This is a genomic window from Delftia sp. HK171, assembly GCF_001886655.1.
Taxonomy (GTDB): Bacteria; Pseudomonadota; Gammaproteobacteria; order Burkholderiales; family Burkholderiaceae_C; genus Comamonas; species Comamonas acidovorans.
In genome coordinates this window covers 810,452-833,869 of record NZ_CP018101.1, presented here as the reverse complement: position 1 = coordinate 833,869, position 23,418 = coordinate 810,452, and the positions used below count along the sequence as shown (strand labels likewise).

The window sequence follows — 23,418 nt, the reverse complement described above, 5'->3', positions numbered from 1 at the left end:
TCGCGTGCTTCCTCCTTGTCTGTGGCCGGATCGCGGCCAGGATGGCAAAGCAGACGACTCTAGCAAAAACATAAATCGCACCGTCAAAGTGCGTTAACCATCGCCAAATCCCATTCTTTTTCCAACAAATTTGGAGGCTGCGCGTCTCAGGCCAGTTCGGTCAGCGCATCGACAAAGCCGTCGGCATCGACCTGGCGCACGGGCTGGCCGTGGTTGTAGCCGTAGCTGACCAGCACCACGGGGCAGCCCGCGGCGCGCGCGGCCTGGGCGTCGTTGCTGGAGTCGCCCAGCATCAGCGTGCGCGCGGGGGAGGTGCCCAGGGCCTCGCAGGTCTTGAGCAGGGGCAGCGGGTCGGGCTTCTTGCGCTCGAAGGAGTCCCCGCCGAAGACCTGCTCGAACAGCGGCGCCAGGCCTTTTTGTGCCAGCAGCGGCTGCGCGAAGGACAGCGGCTTGTTGGTCAGGCAGGCCAGCCGCAGGCCGCGTGCGCGCAGGGCCTGCAGGCCTTCGAGCACGCCCGGATAGACCTCGGCGAACTGGCCGTTGAGCTGCAGGTAGTGGTGCTCGTAGCGCTGCCAGGCCTGGCCGTAGATGGCATCCACATCGGCCGCGCCCACATGGGCCAGCACCGAGCGGATCAGGTGCTCCGAGCCCTTGCCCACCATGTTCTCGATGGCCTGCGGGGCGATGGCCGGCAGTTGCAGGTCCGCCAGCATGCGGTTGAGGGCTTCGGCGAAGTCGCCCAAGGTGTTGACCATGGTGCCGTCGAGATCAACGATGGCGGCGTCCAGTTGCTGTGGGTTCAACGGAATGAAGTTTGAAATCATGAAATGGGGGTGTCGAAAGCCGGGGGCTGCCTGCGCAGGAACAGCGTTGAAAATATCAGAACTTGCGCGGGCCCTGGGACTTGGGCCTTGCGTCCCCTGGCAGTCCCTGCATGGCCGTGGCCCCGTATCCCGGTGTGCCGCGATGCGGTCCGACGAGCGCCAGGGCCGCACGCAAGGGGGAGGTTGATCAGAACGACACCCAGTCGTCCTGCTCCTGCGCTTGCTTGTGCACGGGCTGCACGGGCTGCACGGCGCGGGCAGCCTGGCGTGCGGGGAGTGCCGCTGTCGCGGGTGCCGGCTTGCGCGCCCGCACCGTCGGTTGCGGGAGCGGCGGGGTCGGGGAAAGCTGCGCCGCATGGCCTCCCAGCTGGAAGATCGACACGGCCTGCACCAGCTGCTGTGCCTGCGTTCTGAGGCTGGCCGCTGCCGCCGCACTTTCCTCCACCAGGGCCGCATTTTGCTGCGTTACCTGGTCCATCTGGCTGACGGCCTTGCCGACCTGCGCTACCCCCGCGCTTTGCTCATCACTGGCGCTGCTGATCTCACCCATGAGATCTGTCACGCGCTGGATGGAATGCAGCACTTCCGCCATGGTGGCTCCGGCTTGGTCAGCCAGCTCGGTACCCTGTTTGACGCGTGTAGCGCTGGTGGCGATGAGCTGCTTGATTTCCCGGGCTGCCTGCGCGCTGCGCTGCGCCAGGTTGCGCACCTCACCGGCCACCACGGCAAAGCCTTTTCCCTGCTCGCCCGCGCGGGCCGCCTCGACCGCGGCGTTGAGCGCCAGGATGTTGGTCTGGAACGCGATGCCGTCGATCACGCCCACGATTTCGCCGATCTGGCGCGAGCTTTCGCTGATGTCCTGCATCGCATTGACGACCTCCTGCACGGAGCCGCCGCCCTTGGTGGCCACCTGGCTTGCTCCCAAGGCGAGTTGATTGACCTGCCTGGCGTTGTCCGCGTTTTGCTTGACGGTGGTCGACAGCTGCTCCATCGACGCTGCAGTCTCCTGCAAGGCACTGGCCTGCTGTTCGGTGCGCTGGCTCAAGTCGGCATTGCCATTGGCGATTTCCGTGCTGCCGCCGGCGACCCCGTCGGCATTGTTGCGAACTTCATGGACGACAGAGACCAGACTCTTGAGCATGGCATTGAGCGATGCCTGGACGCTGCCTTCAGGGGCTTGGTGGCGAAGCAATTCAGGGCTGAGATTGCCCTGGGCAATCTGTTGCGCGACGTCGCCCAGTTGTGCCGGCTCCGCACCCAGGGCGCGCGTCAGGCCGCGTGCTATCAGTTGCCCCATCAGCACAGCCAGAACAAAGGCCATGACGCTGGCGGCGATCAGTATGTTTCTGCGGTGCGCGTAGGCCTGCGCGGCCTCCTCGATCATCTGCTGTGAACGCAGGCGGGTCAGTTCACTGTACTGGCGGGTGGCCTCGATCAGCTGCGCCAACAAGGGCCGGCACTCTTCGTTCATCTTGCGGATCGCTGCCTCCTTCTGGTTTTGCAGAGCCAGGGACACGATGTCGGTAGCGACCGGTCCATAGCGTTGCTCCACGCCCGCAATTTTGGCAACCAGATCACGTGCATCGGCCGCAACATCCTTCGAAGCCATTTTGGCCTGGAGTTCGGCCAGCGAGGTGTTGACGTCGGTGTGCGCGGAGGTCACGGCATCCTTCTCCGCCGCCAGGTCTGCAGGCGAGGTCACCAGCACCAGGTTGCGCGCCGCGATCGCCCGGCGGTCCACGGCTGTGCGAACCCTCTCTGCCAGGTGTGCACGGGCGTTGACGCCTTCGACGAAGCGCACAAGATTCTGATTTGCCTCGCTCAACGCCTGAAGGGCCAGCAGGGACACCACCATGGTGACAAGCGCCAGGCAAGTGAAGGCCGCGGAAAGTTTGGTCTTGACAGTCCAGAAGCGAGGATTCATGACACGTCTCCAGTGGGATGGGCAAATTGCGGTGTACGGGCGGGGAAAAGGGGCGTGCCGGAGCACATGGCTCAGCTCGCAGCGCAGTCCGGCAGGGCTGCCGTGGCCGTCGCCAGGAGCTTGTCGGCATCGATCAGCAGCAGCGAGCGCTCATTGAGCACGCCCAGGGCGAGAAGGCAGTCATTGACGAGGCCCCCGCCCATGGCGGGCACGGCGCGCAGGTCCTGCGGCATGAGCGTCACCACGTCGGTGACCCCCTCCACCACCATGCCCGTCACTCCGCCGGGCAGGCGCAGCATGATGGTCACGGTGCAGGCGTCGTACGGCTTGGGCGCAAGGCCCAGCCTGAGCCGCAGATCGATGACGGGAATGACGTCTCCGCGCAGTTCCAGCACGCCGTTGAAGTAGGCGGGGCCGTTGGCAATGCGCATGGGCGACTCGTAGGACCGGATCTCCTGCACTTGCAGCAGGTCGATGCCGAACTCCTCATCGTCCACGCGGAAGGAGAGCCATTGCTTGGTGGTGTCGGTCTTCAGTGCATGCGGCATCTTTATCACTCCAATCAAATTTATTTGATGAATTTGATAAAAATTTAACAGAGAGCAAAGAGCAGCACAACTGGTTGTTACATTTTTGGTGGGGCTGATGCCTCGCCGCGCGGGCCAGCCGGAACGCGTCACCAAGCGCTGCTGCACTGTGGCGACGGCTCATCCAGAGAGGTAGAGGACTGCGTGATGGCTCGGGCGCAGCGCATCCCGGAGCAATGGCCCAGTGAAACTGAATTGATAAATTCAATCACTCAACATGGGTGCAAGCTTGGTAAATTATCAAATAAATCATATTGATCAAAATTACAAACCGCATCCCGGGAGCCCCCACCATGTTCCTCCGCCTTCTGTCCATCCGCACACGGCTCATCGTTGCCTTCACCCTGCTCCTGCTGCTGCTCAGCACGGTGGCGGCCATCGGCTCCCTGCAGATCGCCCGGGTCCAGTTCAATGCCAACGACCTGGGCACCAACTGGCTGCCTTCCACCAATGTGCTGGCCTCGATCCGGGCCACGGCCAACGCGGCACGCCGCGCGGGGCTGCGCCACGTGATCGAGGAGGACGCGCAAAGGAAGCGCGCCCAGGAGGACCTGCTGCTGCAGGCCCAAAAAACCCTGGAGTCGGAGCTGGCCGTCTATGAAAAGCTGGTGTCCTCATCAGAGGAGCGGCAGCTGTATGACAGGATGGTGGTGCTGTGGGAGGCGGCCCGCGCCGCTGACCGCAAGATGGTGGAGCTGTCCAGTGGGGGGCCCGAGCAGGCAGCCCAGGCGCGCGCAATGGCCACGGGCGCGGCCGCTCAGGCATTCGCCCAACTCATGGACGTCGTCGGCCAGGACATCGCGCTGAACCAGGAAGGCGGGCGCAAGGCCACCGAGCAGGCAGAGAAGGACTACCACCTGGCGCTGTACCTGCTCGGCGGCCTTGCCGCCCTGGCGGTGGTCTTGGGCGCCGTGCTGGCCTGGGCGATCACGCGTTCGATCACCGAGCCCCTGCGCATGGCGGTCTCGGTGGTGGACACCGTGGCGCACGGCGACCTCACGGCCAACATCGTGGTGCAGGGCAGGGACGAGCCAGCCCAGTTGCTCTCCGCCATGAGCAGCATGAACGACAAGCTGCGCGAAATCATGGGCCGTGTACGCCAGAGCAGCGACTCCATTGCCACGGGATCGAGCGAGATCGCCTCTGGCAGCCTGGACCTGAGCCAGCGCACCGAGCAGCAGGCCAGCAACCTTGAGGAAACGGCTGCCTCGATGGAGGAACTCACGGCCACGGTGCGCACGAATGCAGACACGGCACAGCAGGCCAACAAGGTGGCCTCGGCCGCCTCGGCCTCCGCTGTCGAGGGGGGCAAGTCCGTGGCCCTGGTGGTGCATACCATGCAGGACATCTCGGAGGCCTCGCGCAAGATTGCCGAGATCACGAACGTCATCGACGCCATTGCCTTCCAGACCAATATCCTGGCGCTCAACGCAGCCGTGGAGGCCGCGCGGGCCGGCGAGCAGGGCCGGGGCTTCGCGGTGGTCGCCAGCGAGGTGCGCGCGCTGGCCCAGCGTTCGGGCACGGCGGCCAAGGAGATCAAGGAGCTGATCGGCGCCAACCTGCAAAAGGTCGAGCAGGGCACCGAGGTGGCGACCCGGGCCGGCGAGCAGATGGGCCGCATCGTAGAGCAGGTGCGCAGCGTGGACACCATGATCAGCGAGATCTCCAGCGCATCGGCCGAGCAGGCGGTGGGCATCCGTCAGGTCGGCGAGGCGGTGAGCCAGCTCGACCAGATGACGCAGCAAAACGCGGCGCTGGTCGAGCAAAGCTCGGCCGCTGCAGGCAGCCTGGAGCAGCAGGCCGCCGCCCTGGCGCAGATCGTCTCCACCTTCAAGATGCATCCCGAGCATGGAGCAAGCCAGCCTGACGGGCTGCGCGCCGCGACCGCCCAGGCCATGGCCCCCAGGCAAGCGCAGCCCTCCAGGCCGCCACGCCTGTCGCCCGCCCGTGCGCAGCCGCAGGTCAAGGATGAGGAATGGGCGGCCTTCTGACCTGGATTCGTACAGAAGCAGGCAAAAGGCGGCAAGATAGTGCATCCATGTGAACCGTTGCGGGGTCCGAGTTCATGATCAAGCGCATCAGCGTGCGCCAGTTGCGGCTGGGCATGTTTCTGGAAAGCCTCTGCGGCAGCTGGATGGAACACCCGTTCTGGCGCAGCCGCTTCAAGCTGGAAGACCCTGCCGACCTGGCGAGGATCCTGCAGTCCCCCATTCAGGAAGTGTGGATCGATACCGCCAAGGGCCTGGATGTTGCGCAAGGCGGGCCGTCTTTCACCCGCGAGCAGGTGGACACCGTGATCGACGCCCAACTGTCCGAGATCTCTCAACTGGCCGAGCTGGAGTGCGAGCTGCGGCCCGTTGCCTTCGAGGAGGAGGTGAAGCGGGCCGCCCGCATCTGCCACCAGTCCAGGCAGGCGATCACCGCCATGTTCCGCGAGGTGCGCATGGGCAGGGAGATCAACCAGGACGAGGCCCGCTACGTGGTCGCCGAGGTGTCCGATTCGATCATCCGCAATCCCAGCGCCATGGTCAGCATCGTCAGGCTCAAGACCAGCGACGACTACACCTACATGCACTCGGTGGCGGTCTGCGCCCTGATGATCGTGCTGGCACGCCAACTCGACCTGCCACCGCAGCAGGTGCGCGAGGCGGGCTATGCGGGCCTGCTGCACGATATCGGAAAGATGGCGATCCCCGCCCCCATCCTGAACAAGCCGGGGCGCCTGACCGACAGGGAGTTTGCCGAGGTCCGTGAGCATCCGGCGCGAGGCCTGGAGTTGCTCAAGGCCGGTGGCGTCGATGACCCGGTCGTGCTGGACGTCTGCCTTCACCACCACGAGAAGGTGGATGGCACGGGCTACCCCCACAGGCTGCGCGGCGAGGACATCAGCCTGTTCGCGAAGATGGGCGCGGTCTGCGATGTCTACGACGCCATCACCTCGGACCGCCCCTACAAGCGCGGCTGGGATCCTGCGGAGGCGGTGCACAAGATGGCCGAATGGAGTGCCGGCCACTTCGACAAGACCGTTTTCCAGGCCTTCGTCAAAAGCATAGGCATCTATCCGGTGGGCTCCCTGGTGCGGCTGACCACGGGCAGGCTGGGGGTGGTCATCGACCCTGGCCGCCAGTCCCTGACCTGTCCGCAGGTCAAGGTGTTCTATTCCACGGCCAGCGGCATGCGGATGGCACCGGAGACCGTTGACCTGGCCCGGCCTGGGTGCACGGAGAAGATCGTCAGCCGGGAAGACCCTGCGAAATGGGGCTTCACCGATCTCGATGCACTGTGGAAGGACGAGGCCTAGGAACGGGCCCTGCGCACAGGCGCAGCGGCAGGTCTGCGACGAACCTGCCTCAGGGCTGCCACCTGCCCGGCTGGCGGCTCAGTTGCGCCTTCTGCCGCCCCAAGCGTTTTGCCTGCCTGCGACTTGTCGCGATCGTGCATGGGTCGCGCCCACCGGAGCACCTTGCCCGGCACGGATCTGATAGAAAAATTCAATAAAATTTGATGAAATTGATATTTATGATTCACATGTCGGATCAAATTTCCGTTTCGGCATGAAAGATCTCCCCATGCAAAAAATACTCATCGTCGAAGACCATGCAGACATCCGCAAGCTGCTGCGCATGACGCTGGAATTCCGTGACTTCGAAGTCGTAGAGGCTTGTGACGGCGATGAAGCCTGGACGATGGCCCAGAGGCTCAGGCCCGACATCGTCCTGCTCGACATCATGATGCCGGGCACCATCAATGGCCTGGAGGTTTGCAGCCGCATCAAGAGCTCCTACGAGCTGCTGCATACGCTGGTCATCCTGCTGACGGCCCGGGGCAGCGCCGACGACCGCAAGGCGGGCATCCTCGCCGGAGCCGACGAATACCTGGTCAAGCCCTTCAGCACATTGAAGCTGCTGGAGACGATCGAAAGCCTGCAGAGGATCGCCTGATGGCCCAGTACCAGACCGGCACCCCGAGGGAGCCATCGCGACGTTTCGATCCTGCGGCCGTGGAGCAGATGGAGCTGCTCATCCAGGACTTCGGCCGCATGTACCGCGAGCGCAACGATCTTCTCAAGGAAGTGACACGTGCCCACCACGAGACCCTGCTGCGCCTGGCCATGGCCGCAGAGCTCAAGGATGACGATACCGGCTCGCACATCGTCCGCATCGGCTACCTGTCGGAGGCCCTGGCCCTGCGCCTGGGCTGCCGCATCGAATTCGCCAGCCTGCTGCGCAAGGCGGCCCCGATGCATGACATAGGCAAGGTCGGCATCCCGGACACCATCCTCAAGAAGGACGGCCCGCTGGGTCCCGAGGAGCGCCTCGTCATGAACCGGCATGCCGAGATCGGCGCACGCCTGCTGGGCCAGTCACGCATCCCCGTGTTCCAGATGGCCGCCGAGATCGCCGCAAGCCACCATGAACGCTTCGACGGCAAGGGCTATCCGCAGGGATTGGCAGGCGAAGAGATCCCGCTGTCGGCTCGTATCACGTCCATCGTCGATATCTTCGACGCGCTCACCATGGACCGGGTGTACCGGCCGGCGTTCGGGCGGGAGCAGGCCCTGGAGATGATCGCGGCGGAACGGGGCAAGGCCCTGGATCCCGGAATCGTCGACGCTTTCATGGACAACATCGAAGAGCTCGATGCGCTGCGCCTGGCGCTGACCCGGCAGGCTCCGTCCTTCACCGAACTGATCGACACACCCTGAAAGCCCGCCATGCGCCCATCATCGACCTGTTTCGGCGCACCGCCTCAGCGGCGCGTGCTGGCCCGTCTGGCAGCCGCTGCCGGATTGCTACTGTGTCTTGTGCAATGGTCCGGTTGCGCCGGGGCAGGCGAGGTGCTGGACCGGATTGCCGCCACGGGTGCCCTGCGCGTGTGCATATGGCCAGACTACTACGGCATCACGTTCCGTGACGCGCGCACAGGCAGGCTGACGGGCATCGATGCGGAGCTCTCGGTGGAGCTGGCCAAGGACCTGGGCGTGCGGGTGCAGTATGTGGACTCCTCCTTTCCCAGGCTGATACCTGACCTGCTGGAGTCGCGCTGCGATGTCGCCATGTTCGCCGTGGGCATTCTTGCCCAGCGGCAAAAGCAGCTGCGCTTCACGCAGCCGTATCTGAGCAGCGACATCTACGGTGTGACCACCAAGAGCAATCAGACCGTGCAATCCTGGGCGGACATCGACCAGCCTGGCGTGCAGGTCGCCGTGCAGCGCGGCACCTTCATGGAGCCCGTGATGCGCGAGACGCTCAGGCACGCGCGCCTCGTGCCCACCGAGCCACCCCAGAGCCGGGAAAAAGAACTCATGGCGGGGCGCGTGGACGTGTTCATGACCGACTACCCCTATAGCCGCAGGCTGCTCGACAGCTCCGACTGGGCCCGGCTGATCGCCCCGCCCAAGCCGTTTCATGTAATTCCCTACGGCTACGCGACCAGTCCGGCCGACACCCAGTGGCTCGCTCGCCTGGACCAGTTCGTCTCCGACATCAAGCGCGACGGGCGCCTGACCCGTGCCGCGCGCAACAATGGGTTGAGCGCAATCGTCGCGCCTTGAATACGACCGATGGAGCATTTTCATCATGTCCAAACAAACGGCCGCACATCATTTTCTGGAGGCCAGGCGTAGCGCCCACCTCAAGGTATTGATTCTGACATTTGCTCTGTGCGTGCTGTCAGGTTTGGTGCTCTTTGTCTGGAGTCAGCTGCACGCCGCGGCCGACAAGAGCAAGGCCCAGGCAGCGTTGCTGGCTCGGGTGCTTGAAGATCAGACCGGCAAGACCTTCGAGACCGGCGATGTCGCCCTGGCGAGCCTGGCCCACAATCCGGTCATCCTGTCCGCCGACAGCCCGCGCGCCGCGCGCGAGGCGGCCATGGCGCAAGTGGTCGCCCAACTGCCGGTTCTGCGCAGCATGGCGCTGCTCGATGGCCAGGGCCACATCCTGGCGAGCACGCAGGCGGGCGAAGCCGGCCTGCAGATCGAGGTGCAGCAGTTGCTGCCGGCCAATGCATCGGCTCCGGTCCTGGGCAAGGTGCAACTGGGACGCCTTGTCAGCGGCCGCAGCCTCTCTTCCCTGACATTGGCCCCACATGCAATACCGCGGGGCGTCCACTACCTGCCCCAGATCCTGGCCTTCGAAAACGACAGCGGCGCACCCGCCGTGCTGGTCGGCCTGATCAATCCCGATGCCGTGGCCAACTTCTACCAGGCCACGCTGGAAACCCTCAGCTACGAGGCGGTACTGCTGAGCTACGACGGCCAACCGCTGGCCAGCACGAACGCAGGCGGGGGCGTACAAACGGCCTCTGCGCGCAAGACCCCCATCTTCCAGAAATGGCTGCCAGGCAGCGAATTCGGCTCCTACATTGGCGCCGGCCTGCTAGGCCCCCATGAGATCGTGTCCTTTCGCACGGTCCGCAACTGGCCCCTGCTGCTGGTGGTGGAGGAGCCCTACGCGGCGGTGATCGCGCGCTGGCGTGACGATGCCTTCGCCTTCTTCGTTGCCGGACTTGCGCTTCTTGCCCTGGTGCTCGGCCTGAGCGCGTCGGTGCTCAAGACCCGCAGGGTGCAGAAGTCGGCACAGCAGGCCATGGAAAAGGCCCAGGCGCGCATAGCCCGCAGCGAGCATGAGATGGCCGTGCTCATGCGCAGCGTGCAGGAGCTGATCTTCCGCACCGACAGCCACGGCCGGCTGACCTTCGTGAACGCCCGCTGGGAGCAGTGGACCGGGCAGCCCAGCGCCGAGGCGGTAGGGCAGCCGCTGGAGGGCATCGTGCATGAAGCCTGCAGGTCCCAGATCCAGGCACTGCTCGACCCCCAGGCCAAGCTGGCCCTGCGCAACTGCCAGGCGCGCTTTCGACTTCCCGACGAAAGGGAAATACTCTGCGACATCGCTGTAGTGCCCCTGCTGCGCGAGGGCCGGCTGGTGGGCTTTGCCGGCAGCGCCGTGGACGTGACCGCCCGCTGGAAGGCCCAGCAGGAGCTGCAGACCCAGCTGGCCTTCCAGCACCTGCTGTTCGAGACCACGCCCCTGCCCATGCTGGTCACGAACGCGGGCCAGCGCGTGGCCCTGGTGAACAAGGCCTGGGAAGACTTCTTTGGCAGGTGCCGCTACGCCGTGCTTGGCCATGAGGTCGAGGGCCTGCACTCTGGCGACCATGACCTGCTGCAGATGCACGGCAATGAGGATGTGATGCGTTCAGGCCAGCCCATGGTGCTGGAGGCCCGGCTGCCCCATGTGGACGGCAGCTACCGCGACGTGCAGATCTCCAAGGCGGCAGTCAAGGATGCCCAGGGCCGGATCACCGGCGTGCTCAGCATTTTTGTGGACGTGAGCGAATTCCGCGAGGCCGAGCATGCCATCCACGAAGCCCGCGACGCGGCCGAAGAGGCCTTCCGCGTGAAATCGGAATTCGTGGCCAACATGAGCCACGAGCTGCGCACCCCGCTGCAGTCCATCATGGGCTTTGCCGAGCTGGGCGGCCTGCGCTCTCACGGCAATGCCGCGATGGCAGACATGTTCAACGACATCCATGCAGCCGGCCAGCGCATGCTGGCCCTGGTCAACGACCTGCTGGATGTCGCCAAGCTGGAAAGCGCCGTGGGAACCATCCACCTGGAACGCACCGACCTCAGGAGCCTGATACGGCCCGTGGTGCGCGAGCTGGAGCCGCAGCAGCAGCACAAGCTCATCGACCTGCGGCTGGAGCTCGACGACACGCCGCTGATCGCCAAGGCCGACCCCGTGCGCTTTCAGCAGGTGGTGCGCAATGTGCTGGCCAATGCCATCAAGTTCTCGCCCATTGGCGGGCGCATCGATGTGCAGGGCCGCATCGACGGACAGGGCGATATCTGCATTGCCGTCTCCGACCAGGGACCGGGCATTCCGCCGCAGGAACTGGACAAGATCTTCCAGCCCTTCGTGCAGTCCAGCAAGACCAAGGACGGCTCGGGCGGCACGGGCCTGGGCCTGGGCCTGGCCATCTGCCGCAAGATCATCGACACCATGGATGGCACCGTCGTCGCCAGCAACGGCCCCGCGGGAGGCGCCATGTTCTGCATCACCTTGCCCACCCGCAATGCCATGGAAACCCGTCCAGCCGAGTTGACATAGCCGGCACCAGCACCGGCACCGGCACTGGCGCCGGGACGCGAAGCTCAGGCCTCGGACGGCATATGCCGCCCATGCGCCAGCCAGTTGTCCCCGGCCTGCCAGCGCGCGGCCCAGGCGGGCAGCTGGTCGGCGGGCATGGGCCGGGCGATGCCGTAGCCCTGGGCCACGTGGCAGCCCATGTCGCGCAGGCGGCGCGCATGCTTGGGCGTTTCCACGCCTTCGGCCACCGATTCGAGCTGGAAGGTGCTGGCCAGCTGGATGACGCCTTCGACGATGCCCAGGTCGTCCGGGTCGGCCAGCATGTCGCGCACGAAGCTCTGGTCGATCTTGAGCGACTGCACGGGCAGCTTGCGCAGGTAGGTGAGCGAGGAGTAGCCGGTGCCGAAGTCGTCCAGCGCAAAGCGTATGCCCAGCTGCCGGCACTGGCCCATCACCTGGATGGCCTGCTCCATGTCGGCAATGGCGGCGCTTTCCAGGATTTCCAGCTCGATCAGGTGCGGCGGCAGGTCCGGGTGGCGGGCCAGCACCTGGGCCATCTTGGCGTGGAAACCGCCGTCCAGCAGCTGGTTGGCGCTGACGTTGATGCTCACGCACAGGTCCAGTCCCTGGCCGAACCAGCGCGCCGCCTGGGCCACGGCCTCGCCGATGACCCAGTCGCCCAGCGGCCGCTCCAGGTCGCTGCCCGCGATGAAGGGCAGGAACTCGCCCGGCGCGCGCAGGCCCTGGCGCGGGTCGTGCCAGCGCAGCAGGGCCTCGGCACCCACCAGCTTGCCGCCGCCCAGCTCCACCTTGGGCTGGTAGTGCAGCAGGAATTCACCCTTCTCCAGCGCCTGGCGCAGCCAGCCCAGCTGCAGGCGGCGCGCATGGGCCTTGCGGTCGTTTTCCGGATCGAACAGCTGGTAGCGGTTGCGCCCGGCCTGCTTGGCCACGCACATGGCCTGGTCGGCATGGCGCAGCAGCAGGTCGGGGTCGGCCTGGTCGTCGGGGTAGAGGCTGACGCCCACGCTGGCGGTCACGGACAGCACCCGGTCCTGCACGGGCACGGGACGGCTGGCCGCCTCCAGCACCCGGTCGAGGATGGTGGAGCAGTGCTCGGCCGAGCCGATGTGCGACAGCAGCAGCACGAACTCGTCGCCGCCGAGCCGGGCCAGCGTGTCCTCGGAGCGCAGTACGCTCTTGAGGTGGGCGGCCACGCCCACCAGCAGCGCATCGCCTGCGGCCGCGCCGTGCAGGTCGTTGATTTCCTTGAAGCCGTCCAGGTCCAGGAAGCACACGGCCAGGGAGCGGCCCTCGCGCGCGGTGCGCAGCATGGCCTGGTTGAGCCGGTCGATCAGCAGGCGGCGGTTGGGCAGGCCGGTGAGCAGGTCGTAGTGGGTGACGCGCTCGAGCTCGGCCTCGTGCGCCTTGATGTGGCTGATGTCGGTGAAGACGCCGATGTAGTGCTCGATCTCGCCACCGGCGCCCTGCGCGGCGGAGATGGACAGCATCTCGGCGAAGATCTCGCCCGTCTTGCGGCGGTTCCAGATCTCGCCGTGCCAGAAGCCGTCGCGCTCGATGCAGGCCCAGATCTGCCGGTAGAACTCCGGGCCGTGCAGGCCCGAGGACAGCACGCGCGGTGTCTTGCCGATCACGTCCTCGGGCGCATAACCGGTGATGCGGGTGAAGGCCGGGTTGACGCGCGTGATGCGCCGCCCCGGATCGACCACCATGATGCCCTGGTGGCTGCTGTCGAACACCACGGCGGCCTGGGCCAGCTCGCGCTCGAAGCGCTTGCGCTCGGTAATGTCCCGCGAGATGCCGAACAGGCCCGCGATGTGGCCTGCGGTGTTGCGCACCGGGCCCTTGGTGACCAGGAGGTCCAGCGTCCTGCCCGGCTCCACCGTCAGCTGCTCCTCATGCGTGGCCACCTCCTGGCGCAGCACAGCCTGGTCCTTCCTGCGGATGGCGCTGGCGATGCCGAAGGGAAAGAGCGCGAAGTCGTCCTTGCCCACGATGTCCTCGGCCTGCCGGCCCACCAGGCTGGCGGCAGCCCGGTTGACCAGCAGGTAGCGCCCGCGCAGGTCCTTCACGAAGACGGCGTCCGAGGTGCCCGAGATCACCGAGTCCAGCAATTGCCGCTGCATGTTGGCCTTGCGCAGCGAGCGCTGCAGCGTCTCGGCCAGCACGCTCACGGCCAGGCCGTTGACGGCCACCACGCCCCACTGCGCCCAGTCGCGCACGGCGACGCCGTCCGTCTGGTCCAGGCTGTAGGCGGCAAAGGCCGTGGCCAGCAGGCCCGGCCCCAGGCCGCCGATCAGCGCACTGACCAGCACGGGCAGCATGAACAGCAGCAGCAGCGAGCGTTCACCGAAATGGCTGGCCAGCGTGCTGCTGGCGGCCAGCACGGCCAGGCTCATGGCCAGGGCAAACAGATAGGAGGCCCAGACCGGAAAACGGCGCGGCCCCATTTCCTGGGTGATGGCGGAGGCGCCGCCGCTGTGCGCGGCCGGCACCGAGCACAGCGCGAAGAACAGCAGGAAGTCCGTGGCCAGCACAAAGAACAGCCCTTTGACGACGGAAAGCCAGCCGATATCCGCACTCCCTGCCAATGCGAACAACAGCTTGTCGGACAGAAGGATCCAGCCGAATGCGAACAATCCGTAGCTCACCGTGATCAGTCCGATAAATCGGCGTCTTGCTGATTTGGCCATTTCAGCGTGGCACTCCCTGTGTGTATGGCTGTCCCGAATTATTGCCAATCCCTGCTGGCAATCACGTCGTCATTCACCGAAAACAGGGGCAATAAAACCATTTGCCGCACACTGGCTCATTCATAGAGAAATTGCATCGCAGGTTTTTCGCAATGGATGCAGGAATATCCGTTCTGCCATTTTTCGGGGCTGGCGGCCAACTCAGTCCGGGCTCTGGCGGCAGGGCTGCTGCTCGGTGCGGGCAGCCTCGGCATGCAGCCAGGCCAGGAAGGCCGCCACGGCGGGCCGCCGGGCGTTGCGCGCGGGGTAGACGGCAAAGTGGGCCTTGACGCGCAGGGCCCGGTCCACGCCGAAGGGGGCCACCAGCCGGCCGTCGGCAATGTGGCCGCCCGCATTCATGGCGCTTTCCAGCGCCACGCCCAGGCCCTGCGTGGCCGCGTCCAGCGACATCTGGGCGCGGTCGAAACGCACGGCAAAGCGCTCTGGCGCGCGCAGCTGCGAGAACGATTGGAACCAGTCCGACCACTGGACGATGCTGACGTTGCTCTGGATCAGCGGCACATGCAGCAACTGCTGCACGCGCTGCAGCCCATGCTCGGCCACGAAGGCGGGGCTGGCCAGCGGCAGGATGTGCTCCTCGAACAGGGGCTCCACCTCCAGCTCCGGCCACTGCGCAATGCCGTAGCGGATGTCGATATCGGCCTGGCCCAGCGCAAAGTCGCTGTGCGAATGCGCAGCCGACAGGTTCAGCGCAATGTGCGGGCAGGCCCGCGCAAAGTCCCGCAGCCGGGGCATGAGCCAGAGGCTGGCGATGCTGGGCGCGCAGTGCACGTAGAGGCTGTTGCTCATGCTGTGGCGCAGGTCCTCGGTGGCCGAGACGATGGCCGCCAGCGCGCCGCCCACGCGTTCCAGGTAGGCCTGCCCCGGGCGGCTCAGGCGCACGCCATGCGCGCTGCGCTCGAACAGGCGCACGCCCAGCTGCGCCTCCAGCTTGGCCACCTGGTGGCTGACGGCCGAGGCCGTCAGGTGCAGCTCGGAGGCCGCCAGCGCGAAGCTGCGCCGGCGCGCCACGGCCTCGAAGGCCTGCAGTTGGGCACTGCTGGGAATGGATGCCATGGCAAGTTCCTCGAGGACGCGGGCAGCTCACGGGCGGACACCGGGGGACACCCGGAAGACCCCGGGAGACCCCGTACGTGAGCTGAAGAACCGTCATCTTAGGCTGATGAAACATCGTTTGTCTTCATGCTCGTGACAGCCCAAGATGGCTGCATCCACCACCACTACAGCGGAGACAGGCACATGCTGCTCAAGGACAGGGTCGCCATCATCACCGGCGGCGCAGGGATCAACGGACTCGGTTTTGCCACGGCGCGCCAGATGGCCGCCCAGGGGGCCCGCGTGGCCATCCTCGACCTGGAGCGGGCCGATCCGGCCGGCGCGGCCGCGCGGCTGGGCGACGGGCACCTGGGGCTGGTGGCCGACGTGACGGACAAGCCCTCGTGCGAGGCGGCGGCCGCCGCCGTGCTGCGCGCCTTCGGGCGCATCGACGCGCTGGTCAACAACGCGGGCATCACGCAGGCCGTGGGCACGCTGGAGATCGGCGGGGCCGACTACGACCGCGTGCTCGACGTCAGCCTGCGCGGCACGCTGTACATGTCCCAGGCCGTGCTGCCGGCCATGCGCAGGCAGCAAGCGGGCGCCATCGTCTGCATCTCCTCCGTCTCGGCCCAGCGCGGCGGCGGCATCTTCGGCGGGCCGCACTATTCGGCCGCCAAGGCCGGCGTGCTGGGCCTGGCACGCGCCATGGCGCGCGAGTTCGGCGGCGATGGCATACGCATCAACTGCGTCACGCCGGGCCTGATCGAGACGGACATCACCCAGGGCAAGCTCGGCCCCGAACGCAAGCGCGAGATCTCCGCCACGATTCCGCTGGCACGCCTGGGCCGCGCCGACGATGTGGCCGGCGCCTGCGTGTTCCTGGCCAGCGACCTGGCTGGCTATTGCACGGGCATCACGCTCGATGTGAACGGCGGGATGCTCATCCACTGACTGCATCCTCACCCGCATCCCACCGGCCTGGCCATGGCGCGCATGGCCCCCCCAAAAAGCAAAGGAGACAAGACCATGCAGAACAAGCATTTCCAACGCGCCGCCCTGGCCGCAAGGGCCTTGGCAGCCTGTGCCCTGCTGCTGCCGGCACTGGCCGGCGCCCAGGCCGTGAAGCTCACGCTGGGCCACGGCGCGGCGCCCGACAATCCGCGCCACCTGGCCTCGCTGAAGTTCGCCGAGCTGGTGAAGGCGCGCAGCGCGGGCCGCATCGAGGTGCAGGTCGCCCCCTCGGCCCAGCTGGGCGACGACGCGGCCATGGTCACGGCCCTGCGCACGGGCGCGCTGGACCTGTCGGCCAATTCCCAGGGCGCGGTGGCAGCGGCCGTGCCCGAGTACGCGGCCTATGGCATGCCGTTTCTCTTCGCCACGCCGGCCCGTGCCTTCCAGGTGCTGGACGGGCCGCTGGGCCGGGAGCTGGCCGACAAATCGGCCGCCAAGGGCATGGTGGTGCTGGGCTACTGGGACAACGGCATACGCCACATGACCAACAGCAAGCGGCCCCTGCGCAGCGTGGACGATCTCAAGGGCCTGAAGATGCGCACGCCGCCCGACGCGGTGCTGGTGGACATCATCCAGGCCCTGGGCGCCGAGGCCCAGCAGATCAAGTTCGCCGAGCTGTACGTGGCCCTGCAGCAGGGCGTGGTCGATGGCCAGGAGAACCCGCTGGCCAACTTCCACGCCAGCAAGCTGTACGAGGTGCAAAAGCACCTGACGCTGACGGGCCACATGTTCCAGATGACGCCGCTGATCATGGGCAAGCGCAGCTGGGACCGGCTGCCGGCCGCCGACCGCACGCTGCTGACCGAGGCTGCGCAGGAGGCCACGGCCTACCAGCGCCAGCTGGCGCGCGAGGCCGACGACAAGCTGCTGGACGACATCCGCGCCAAGGGCGTGGAGGTGAGCACCATCGACGCGCGGGCCTTCGCCCAGGCCACGGCCAAGGTGCAGGACAAGTGGCTGGCCAGCCCGGCGGGCCCCTATATCGCCAAGGTCGTCAAGGCCGCAGGCGCGCAGTGAAGTGCAGGGAGCCATCTATGAACTTCATCGAACGCCTGGTCACGGGCCTGTGCCGCGCCTTGCTGTGGACCAGCACCCTGGTGATCTTCGTGATCCTGGTGTGCAACACCGCGCTGCGCTATGCCAGCGGCGCCAGCCTGCAATGGGCCAACGAAGTGCCCGAGCTGCTGTTTCCCTGGCTGGTGATGTCGGGCGTGGTGCTGGCCGCCGCCCATGGTGCCCACATCACCACGAGCTTTCTGGTCGAGGCCCTGCCGGCCCGCGTGCAGCGCGCCACGGCCGTGCTGGGCTGGCTGGCCGTGGCCGCCCTGTACGCCACGCTGGCCTGGTCCACGCTGAACATGCTGGAGATCGTGCATGACGAGCGCAGCCAGATCCTGGGCATTCCCGGCTCGCTGACCTATGGCTGCGTGATGGTGGGCATGGTGCTGCTGGCCTTGCTGGCCCTGCAGTCGGCCTGGCGCGCCTGCGTGGCGGGTGGGGGCCGGGCATCCGCAAGGGCTGCAGATGCGGCCGATGCCCCAAGTGCCGATGCCGAACCCACGCGGCCCGTGGCCGCCGCGCACTGGTGAAGGGGGCTGGTCCATGTCCTTCATCATGCTTTTCGTCTTCATGGCGGGCGCCGTGATCGCCATGCCCATTGCCCACGCGCTGCTCATGGGCGCCATGGCGGCGGCGGCCACCTCGGACCGCGTGCCGCTGGACCTGCTGGTGCAGCAGATGGTGGCCCAGGTGCAGAGCTTTCCGCTGATCGCCATCCCGTTCTTCATGCTCACCGGCTCGCTGATGATGGGCGGGCGCCTGGGCGAGGCCCTGGTGGGCGTGCTGTCGGCGCTGATAGGGCGCTTTCACGGCGGGCCGGCCCAGGTGGGGGTGATGTCGTCCACGCTGTTCGGCGGGGTGTCGGGCTCGGCCGTGGCCGATGCCTCGGCCATCGGCTCGCTGATGATCCCGTGGCACAGGCGGCTGGGCTATCCGCCCGCGTTCTCGGCGGCCACGCTGGCGGCGGCGGCCACCATCGACATCCTGATCCCGCCGTCGATCCCCATGATCCTGTTCGCGCTCAGCGCCAATGCCTCGATTGCGGCGCTGTTCGTGGCGGGGATCGTGCCGGGGCTGCTGATGTGCGCGGGCTTCATGGGCGTGTGCTGGTGGGTGGGGCGCAGGCGCGGCTTTCCGCGCGACACCACGCCCTTTGCCTGGCCCGCCTTCCGGCGCCACCTGCTGTACGCCAGCCCGGCCCTGCTGCTGCCGGTGCTGATCATCGTGTTCCTGCGCTTCGGCATTGCCACGCCCACCGAGGTGGCCGTGCTGTCCACGCTGTATGCGGGCCTGGTGTCGGCCGCCATCTACCGAGACCTGGGCTGGCGCCGGCTCAACGATGCGGTGGTGCATGCGGGCCTGGCCACGGGCGTGGTGCTGCTGGTGATCATGGCCTCGTCGGCCATCGGCTGGCTGCTGACCTTCGACCGCATGCCCGACGGCATCGTGCAGTGGGTGCAGTCGCATGTGCATTCGGCCTGGCTGGTGATCGTGCTGATGAACCTGCTGATGCTCTTCATCGGCATGTTCATCGACCTGCCGGCCGCCGTGCTGCTGCTCACGCCGGTGTTCGTGCCGCTGGCCCAGAGCATCGGCATGGACATGACCCAGCTGGGAATCATGATGGTCGTGAACCTGGCCCTGGGGCTGTACACGCCGCCCGTGGGCACGACGCTGTTCATCACGAGCTCGCTGGCCCGGGTCAAGGTGGGCCAGACCGTGCGCGAGCTGATTCCCTTCTACCTGGTGGCGCTGGCGGTGCTGGCGCTGGTGTCCTATGTGCCGGCCAGCATCCTGCGCTGAGCCGCGTGCCTTTCCATCCCTAGGAGACGATGCATGAACCAAGAACTGCAACAGCGCCTGGACCGGCTCGCGGCCTGTGCCTGGCGCATACGCCGCCGCGCCCTGCAAATGGGCGAGGTGCAGGGCCAGGGCTACATAGGCCAGGCCCTGGGCTGGGCCGATGTGCTGGCCGTGGCCTATGGCGACGCGCTGCGGCTGCGGCCCGACGAGCCCGGGTGGGAGGGCCGCGACCGCTTCCTGCTCTCGCACGGCCACTACGCCATCGCCTTCTACGCGGCCCTGGCCGAGGCGGGCATCCTGTCCGACGAGGAACTCCAGACCTATGGCAGCGATGACAGCCGCCTGCCCATGTCGGGCATGGCCAGCTATACGCCGGGCATGGAGATTTCTGGCGGCTCGCTGGGCCATGGCCTGCCGATCGCCGTGGGCATGGCGCTGGCGCTGCGCCACAAGCGCAGCGATGCCTTTGTCTACAACTCCATGTCCGACGGCGAGCTGGACGAGGGCTCGACCTGGGAGGCCGCGCTGTCCGCCGCCCACCACGGGCTGGGCCGGCTGATCTGCCTGGTGGACGTGAACAACCAGCAGGCCGACGGCCCGTCCACGCGCATGCTGGGCTTCGAGCCGCTGGCCGACAAATGGGCCGCCTTCGGCTGGCATGTGCAGCGCGTGGACGGCAACGACCTGGCCCAGGTGGTGCAGGCCTTCGACGCGGCGCGGGCGCTGGCCGAGGACCGGCCCCGCGTCATCCTCTGCGACACGCTGATGGGCAAGGGCGTGCCCTTCCTGGAGCAGCGCGAGAAGAACCATTTCATCCGCGTCGATCCGCCCGAGTGGCAGCAGGCCATCGCCATCCTGGACGCATCGCAACCCCTGGAGCCCGCCCTGCCATGAACATGCCTCTTGCCACCCCCAAGCCCCGGCCGACCACCTCGGCCATGATCGCCTCCATCGCCGCCGAGGGCCAGCGCGTGCAGGCCGCGCCCTTCGGCAAGGCCCTGGTGGAGCTGGCCGCCAGCCGGCCCGATGTGGTGGGCATGACGGCCGACCTGGCCAAGTACACCGACCTGCACCTGTTCGCCCAGGCCCACCCCGAGCGCTTCTTCCAGATGGGCATGGCCGAGCAGTTGCTCATGGCCGCCGCCGGCGGCATGGCCAAGGAGGGGCTGACGCCCTTTGCCACCACCTATGCCGTCTTCGGCACACGGCGGGCCTATGACTTCATCCACCAGGTGATTGCCGAGGAGAACCTGGACGTCAAGATCTGCTGCGCCCTGCCCGGCCTGACCACGGGCTACGGCCCCAGCCACCAGGCCACGGACGATCTGGCCATGATGCGGGCCGTGCCGGGGCTGACCATCGTCGACCCCTGCGATGCGCTGGACATCACCCAGGCCGTGCCCCAGATCGCGGCGCACCGCGGCCCCGTCTACATGCGGCTGCTGCGCGGCAACGTGCCGCTGGTGCTGGACGAGTACGACTACCGTTTCGAGCTGGGCAAAGCGAAGATGCTGCGCGAGGGCCGCGAGGTGCTCATCATCTCCAGCGGCTTCATGACCATGCGCGCGCTGGAGGCCGCCCAGCTGCTGGCCGCCGACAACGTGGGCGCCGCCGTGCTGCACTGCGCCACCATCAAGCCGCTGGATGTGCAGGCCATCGTGCAGGCCGTGGCCAGCGGGCCGCGCCTGGTGGTGGTGGCGGAGAACCATTCGGTGGTGGGCGGCCTGGGCGAGGCCGTGGCCGGCGCCCTGCTGGAGCGCGATGTGCGGCCCGCGCGCTTTCGGCTGGCGGGCCTGCCGGACGCCTTCCTCGATGCGGGCGCCCTGCCCACGCTGCATGAGCGCTACGGCATCAGCGCCCAGGCGCTGGCGGGGCGCATCCGTCGGTGGCTGGGCTGAACGCCCGGCGTTGTGGCGGCGGGCGCACCAGGGCGTACCAGAGCAGAGCAGGGCAGATCAGGGCTGCTTGGCCGGATCCCCGTCGCGCAACGCCAGCAAGTAGCCCATGCCGCGCACCGTGTGCAGCAGCTTGACCGCATAGGGATCATCGAGCTTGCTGCGCAGCCTGCACACCGCCACATCCACCACGTTGTTCAGCGCATCGACGGGCAGGCTCCAGACCTGCTGCACCAGTTCGGCGCGCGTGACCACATCGCCCTGGCGCTGCAGCAGCAGCCACAGCACGGCGAATTCCTGGCGAGTCAGGTCCAGTCGCCGGCCGGCACGCTCGACCCGCTTTTTCGACAGGTCCAGCACCAGATCCGCCAATGTCAGGCGCAGGCCCTCCTGGCCGGCAGAGCCTCGCATCCGCAGCCGTGCACGGGCCAGGAACACCGGCAACCTGACGGGTTTGACCAGGTAGTCATCGGCGCCGTTCTGCAGGCAGAACACCTGGTCCTCCAGACTGTCGTTTGCGGTGACCACGATGGTGGGCGTGTCGCCCGCCTGGAGCAGGGTCTGCAGGACCGCACGCCCGCTCTGGCCAGGCAGGTCCAGATCCAGCACGAGCAGGCTGTAGGCGCGGCTCAGTGCCAGGTTGCGGCCCTGCAGACCGTCATGCACGACATCGACGTTGAATCCGTCCTGGCACAGGCCCTGGCACAGGTACTGCGCCGACGGCGGGTGGGCATCCACGATCAGGATCTTCATGCTCGCTCCTTTGACCGCACGGCAAGGCTCAGGCCAGCACCTGCCTGAGCATCTGCTGCTGCCGTCGGGCCCATTTCGTGCCGACGCGGATGGCCTCGCGCTGCCGGGAGGAGGCGGAGGCGAAAAAGACCGTTTCGCTGATCTGCAGCCGGTGGAACAAGCGCCGCAACTGCAGCGAACGTGCCCGCAGCGATCCTTCCGGCACCAGGGATTCCTGGCGCTGCGCCGAGAACAGGAAAGCGGCCTGCTCCAGGCAGCAGCGGGCCTCGGGCGTGGTCGCGGGCACGGCTCGGGGCTCGCACAGCCGAGCCTTTGCCACAAAGGGGTTGTGGCCCACCACCAGGCCCCAGGGCCGCATGGCGGTCAAGGGATCGACCGACAGCGCCTCCTGCTTGGTGAGCCCGAACGCCCGCGCCAGGCGCAGTCGCATGGCCAGCCGCGGTGCATCGGGCCGCACCGCCTCGATGGCCGTGAGCGCCTCCTCGTCGCCCCCGTCCACGGGCAGCAGCAATGAGCGCAGCAGCAGCCTGGCCTGCTCGTCGTCCTTGGCAGCCGCGGCATGGAGCAGGGCCACGCCCTGCTCCATGGATTCGATGCGTGTGGCGTCACGCAGCACCAGCGCACCCAGGCGGCGCTGGGCCTCCGCCAGCCCGTGCCGCGCCGCCTTCTCCAGGCAAAAGCGCGCCAGCGTGGGATTGGCCACCGAACTGCGGTAGTCGGAACACAGGCGAAACAGGTGCAGCCAGGCGATGGCGATGCCGCCATCGGCGGCGCGCAGCAGCAGGGCGGCCGCCTTGCGCAGGTTCTGCGCGTGCACGAGGTTGTCTGGCGCAAGGTGCGCGCAGGACTGGCCGGAAAGCGCCCGCCCCAGCGCATGGCAGGCGCGCAGGTCGCCATCGGCGGCGCAGCGCTCCAGGCTGCTTTCTATCCAGCCCACCGCCAGCCGCCCCAGGCCATGGCCTGCCACCTCCGCCTGGTGAACCAGGTCGGCGATCAGCTGCTGTATGGCGGGACAGGCAGCGGCATGGGGCAGATCGCCCAGGAGCTCCAGCATCTGCACTGCGCGTGGCGACTGGCCCATGGCCATGGCCTGGCGGGCTTCGCTGGCCATGACCTCGGCAATGTCCTGCGGCTGGACGGCGCGCAGGATCTGCAGGACCTGCAGCAACTCGCCGCAGGTGAGCGCGGATGCGCCGCCTGCCCCGTGGCACGGAAGGGAAGCGCTGCACCGGCCCAGGCATTCCAGCGCCAGATCGAGTTCCCCCCGGATGAGATGCCATGCGGCGAGCTTCTGGCGCCCGACATCCTCGTACTGCGCAGCGATCCTCAAAGGCTCCAGCAGCCCGTGCTCCAGCAACTGCCTCAGCGGCAGATGCAGGGCCATGCAGACCGAGGCCTGGCGCCTGGCCTGGGGCAGTGCGGCCTGCAGGTAGCCGAGCCCCACGGAAATGCTTCTGGGCACGCCCGGACCCCCTGCCAGATAGGCCTCCCCGAGCTGAAGCCTGGCCCCCGTGTCCCCTCTTCTTGCCAGCATCCTCAGCTTGACATCCTCGCGACGCATTTTCTGTCCCCCCGCCTATCTTTCAATACCCACCCACAGCCGCATCAGAGATACGACACGGATTATTTTTATTTCACCGGAGTCAATCCCCTGAATGCTATC

The 23,418-nt window shown here is 67.1% G+C and carries 19 protein-coding genes; 12 read left to right on the top strand and 7 right to left on the bottom strand.

Annotation, left to right across the window (positions count from 1 at the left end; all coding sequences use genetic code 11):
* Nucleotides 1-146: 146 nt before the first annotated feature.
* From BO996_RS03805 to BO996_RS03795, 3 genes are all read right to left on the bottom strand, one after another.
* Complete coding sequence (locus BO996_RS03805; protein ID WP_043820118.1) at nucleotides 147-824, bottom strand: phosphoglycolate phosphatase; 678 nt, start codon at nucleotides 822-824, stop codon at nucleotides 147-149.
* A gap of 187 nt (nucleotides 825-1,011) precedes the next feature.
* Nucleotides 1,012-2,748 (bottom strand): methyl-accepting chemotaxis protein, encoded by a 1,737-nt coding sequence (locus tag BO996_RS03800; RefSeq protein ID WP_071954043.1) that lies wholly within the window; start codon nucleotides 2,746-2,748, stop codon nucleotides 1,012-1,014.
* Nucleotides 2,749-2,819: 71 nt separating this feature from the next.
* A complete protein-coding gene (locus tag BO996_RS03795; protein WP_071954042.1) occupies nucleotides 2,820-3,296 on the bottom strand; it encodes a chemotaxis protein CheW in 477 nt (158 codons plus the stop codon).
* 332 nt (nucleotides 3,297-3,628) lie between these two features.
* On the opposite strand from BO996_RS03795, the gene BO996_RS03790 reads away from it, so the two are divergent.
* The 6 genes from BO996_RS03790 (at nucleotide 3,629) to BO996_RS03765 (ending at nucleotide 11,446) form a co-directional block, all read left to right on the top strand.
* Complete coding sequence (locus BO996_RS03790; RefSeq protein WP_071954041.1) at nucleotides 3,629-5,326, top strand: methyl-accepting chemotaxis protein; 1,698 nt, start codon at nucleotides 3,629-3,631, stop codon at nucleotides 5,324-5,326.
* A gap of 74 nt (nucleotides 5,327-5,400) precedes the next feature.
* Nucleotides 5,401-6,636, top strand: a complete 1,236-nt coding sequence (locus BO996_RS03785) for an HD-GYP domain-containing protein (protein ID WP_071954040.1) — start codon at nucleotides 5,401-5,403, stop codon at nucleotides 6,634-6,636.
* 268 nt (nucleotides 6,637-6,904) lie between these two features.
* Nucleotides 6,905-7,276, top strand: coding sequence for a response regulator transcription factor (locus BO996_RS03780; protein ID WP_071954039.1), 372 nt, complete (start codon nucleotides 6,905-6,907; stop codon nucleotides 7,274-7,276).
* A complete protein-coding gene (locus tag BO996_RS03775; RefSeq protein ID WP_071954038.1) occupies nucleotides 7,276-8,040 on the top strand; it encodes an HD-GYP domain-containing protein in 765 nt (254 codons plus the stop codon). Before BO996_RS03780 ends, BO996_RS03775 begins: the two co-directional genes overlap by 1 nt.
* Nucleotides 8,041-8,049: 9 nt before the next feature.
* A complete protein-coding gene (locus BO996_RS03770; RefSeq protein WP_071954037.1) occupies nucleotides 8,050-8,889 on the top strand; it encodes a substrate-binding periplasmic protein in 840 nt (279 codons plus the stop codon).
* A gap of 25 nt (nucleotides 8,890-8,914) precedes the next feature.
* Nucleotides 8,915-11,446 carry a sensor histidine kinase gene (locus tag BO996_RS03765; protein WP_071954036.1) on the top strand — a complete coding sequence of 844 codons (2,532 nt, stop codon included), beginning with the start codon at nucleotides 8,915-8,917 and terminating at the stop codon, nucleotides 11,444-11,446.
* Nucleotides 11,447-11,490: 44 nt separating this feature from the next.
* Here BO996_RS03765 and BO996_RS03760 read toward each other — a convergent pair whose 3' ends face one another.
* Together BO996_RS03760 and BO996_RS03755 are read right to left on the bottom strand one after the other, a co-directional pair.
* A complete protein-coding gene (locus BO996_RS03760) occupies nucleotides 11,491-14,094 on the bottom strand; it encodes a putative bifunctional diguanylate cyclase/phosphodiesterase (protein ID WP_065347172.1) in 2,604 nt (867 codons plus the stop codon).
* A 243-nt stretch (nucleotides 14,095-14,337) separates the two neighbouring features.
* Nucleotides 14,338-15,252 carry a LysR substrate-binding domain-containing protein gene (locus tag BO996_RS03755; RefSeq protein ID WP_071954035.1) on the bottom strand — a complete coding sequence of 305 codons (915 nt, stop codon included), beginning with the start codon at nucleotides 15,250-15,252 and terminating at the stop codon, nucleotides 14,338-14,340.
* A 183-nt stretch (nucleotides 15,253-15,435) separates the two neighbouring features.
* Here BO996_RS03755 and BO996_RS03750 point away from each other — a divergent pair, with 183 nt between their 5' ends.
* The 6 genes from BO996_RS03750 to BO996_RS03725 all read left to right on the top strand — a co-directional run bounded on the left by BO996_RS03750 (nucleotide 15,436) and on the right by BO996_RS03725 (nucleotide 21,005).
* Nucleotides 15,436-16,185, top strand: a complete 750-nt coding sequence (locus BO996_RS03750) for an SDR family NAD(P)-dependent oxidoreductase (protein ID WP_013804706.1) — start codon at nucleotides 15,436-15,438, stop codon at nucleotides 16,183-16,185.
* A gap of 75 nt (nucleotides 16,186-16,260) precedes the next feature.
* On the top strand, nucleotides 16,261-17,262 hold the full coding sequence (locus BO996_RS03745; protein ID WP_034389596.1) for a TRAP transporter substrate-binding protein: 1,002 nt from the start codon (nucleotides 16,261-16,263) through the stop codon (nucleotides 17,260-17,262).
* Between the two features lie 17 nt (nucleotides 17,263-17,279).
* Complete coding sequence (locus BO996_RS03740) at nucleotides 17,280-17,834, top strand: TRAP transporter small permease (RefSeq protein WP_071954034.1); 555 nt, start codon at nucleotides 17,280-17,282, stop codon at nucleotides 17,832-17,834.
* A gap of 13 nt (nucleotides 17,835-17,847) precedes the next feature.
* A complete protein-coding gene (locus BO996_RS03735; RefSeq protein WP_017406354.1) occupies nucleotides 17,848-19,107 on the top strand; it encodes a TRAP transporter large permease in 1,260 nt (419 codons plus the stop codon).
* A 33-nt stretch (nucleotides 19,108-19,140) separates the two neighbouring features.
* Nucleotides 19,141-20,001 carry a transketolase gene (locus tag BO996_RS03730; RefSeq protein WP_071954033.1) on the top strand — a complete coding sequence of 287 codons (861 nt, stop codon included), beginning with the start codon at nucleotides 19,141-19,143 and terminating at the stop codon, nucleotides 19,999-20,001.
* The gene (locus BO996_RS03725; RefSeq protein ID WP_071954032.1) at nucleotides 19,998-21,005 is read left to right on the top strand and encodes a transketolase family protein; all 1,008 of its coding nucleotides are present in this window, start codon (nucleotides 19,998-20,000) and stop codon (nucleotides 21,003-21,005) included. Before BO996_RS03730 ends, BO996_RS03725 begins: the two co-directional genes overlap by 4 nt.
* Nucleotides 21,006-21,062: 57 nt before the next feature.
* Here the strand turns inward: BO996_RS03725 and BO996_RS03720 are convergent, their stop codons facing one another.
* Together BO996_RS03720 and BO996_RS03715 are read right to left on the bottom strand one after the other, a co-directional pair.
* Complete coding sequence (locus tag BO996_RS03720) at nucleotides 21,063-21,755, bottom strand: winged helix-turn-helix domain-containing protein (RefSeq protein ID WP_012202658.1); 693 nt, start codon at nucleotides 21,753-21,755, stop codon at nucleotides 21,063-21,065.
* A 28-nt stretch (nucleotides 21,756-21,783) separates the two neighbouring features.
* Nucleotides 21,784-23,217 carry a hypothetical protein gene (locus tag BO996_RS03715; protein WP_232240460.1) on the bottom strand — a complete coding sequence of 478 codons (1,434 nt, stop codon included), beginning with the start codon at nucleotides 23,215-23,217 and terminating at the stop codon, nucleotides 21,784-21,786.
* Between the last annotated feature and the right edge of the window lie 201 nt (nucleotides 23,218-23,418).

Coding starts and splice junctions, on each gene's coding strand:
- BO996_RS03750 (WP_013804706.1), top strand. CDS start 15,436: ATGCTGCTCAAGGACAGGGTCGCCATCATCACCGGCGGCGCAGGGATC.
- BO996_RS03730 (WP_071954033.1), top strand. CDS start 19,141: ATGAACCAAGAACTGCAACAGCGCCTGGACCGGCTCGCGGCCTGTGCC.
- BO996_RS03785 (WP_071954040.1), top strand. CDS start 5,401: ATGATCAAGCGCATCAGCGTGCGCCAGTTGCGGCTGGGCATGTTTCTG.
- BO996_RS03805 (WP_043820118.1), bottom strand. CDS start 824: ATGATTTCAAACTTCATTCCGTTGAACCCACAGCAACTGGACGCCGCC.
- BO996_RS03765 (WP_071954036.1), top strand. CDS start 8,915: ATGTCCAAACAAACGGCCGCACATCATTTTCTGGAGGCCAGGCGTAGC.
- BO996_RS03720 (WP_012202658.1), bottom strand. CDS start 21,755: ATGAAGATCCTGATCGTGGATGCCCACCCGCCGTCGGCGCAGTACCTG.
- BO996_RS03795 (WP_071954042.1), bottom strand. CDS start 3,296: ATGCCGCATGCACTGAAGACCGACACCACCAAGCAATGGCTCTCCTTC.
- BO996_RS03755 (WP_071954035.1), bottom strand. CDS start 15,252: ATGGCATCCATTCCCAGCAGTGCCCAACTGCAGGCCTTCGAGGCCGTG.
- BO996_RS03735 (WP_017406354.1), top strand. CDS start 17,848: ATGTCCTTCATCATGCTTTTCGTCTTCATGGCGGGCGCCGTGATCGCC.
- BO996_RS03790 (WP_071954041.1), top strand. CDS start 3,629: ATGTTCCTCCGCCTTCTGTCCATCCGCACACGGCTCATCGTTGCCTTC.
- BO996_RS03725 (WP_071954032.1), top strand. CDS start 19,998: ATGAACATGCCTCTTGCCACCCCCAAGCCCCGGCCGACCACCTCGGCC.
- BO996_RS03740 (WP_071954034.1), top strand. CDS start 17,280: ATGAACTTCATCGAACGCCTGGTCACGGGCCTGTGCCGCGCCTTGCTG.
- BO996_RS03775 (WP_071954038.1), top strand. CDS start 7,276: ATGGCCCAGTACCAGACCGGCACCCCGAGGGAGCCATCGCGACGTTTC.
- BO996_RS03770 (WP_071954037.1), top strand. CDS start 8,050: ATGCGCCCATCATCGACCTGTTTCGGCGCACCGCCTCAGCGGCGCGTG.
- BO996_RS03745 (WP_034389596.1), top strand. CDS start 16,261: ATGCAGAACAAGCATTTCCAACGCGCCGCCCTGGCCGCAAGGGCCTTG.
- BO996_RS03780 (WP_071954039.1), top strand. CDS start 6,905: ATGCAAAAAATACTCATCGTCGAAGACCATGCAGACATCCGCAAGCTG.
- BO996_RS03800 (WP_071954043.1), bottom strand. CDS start 2,748: ATGAATCCTCGCTTCTGGACTGTCAAGACCAAACTTTCCGCGGCCTTC.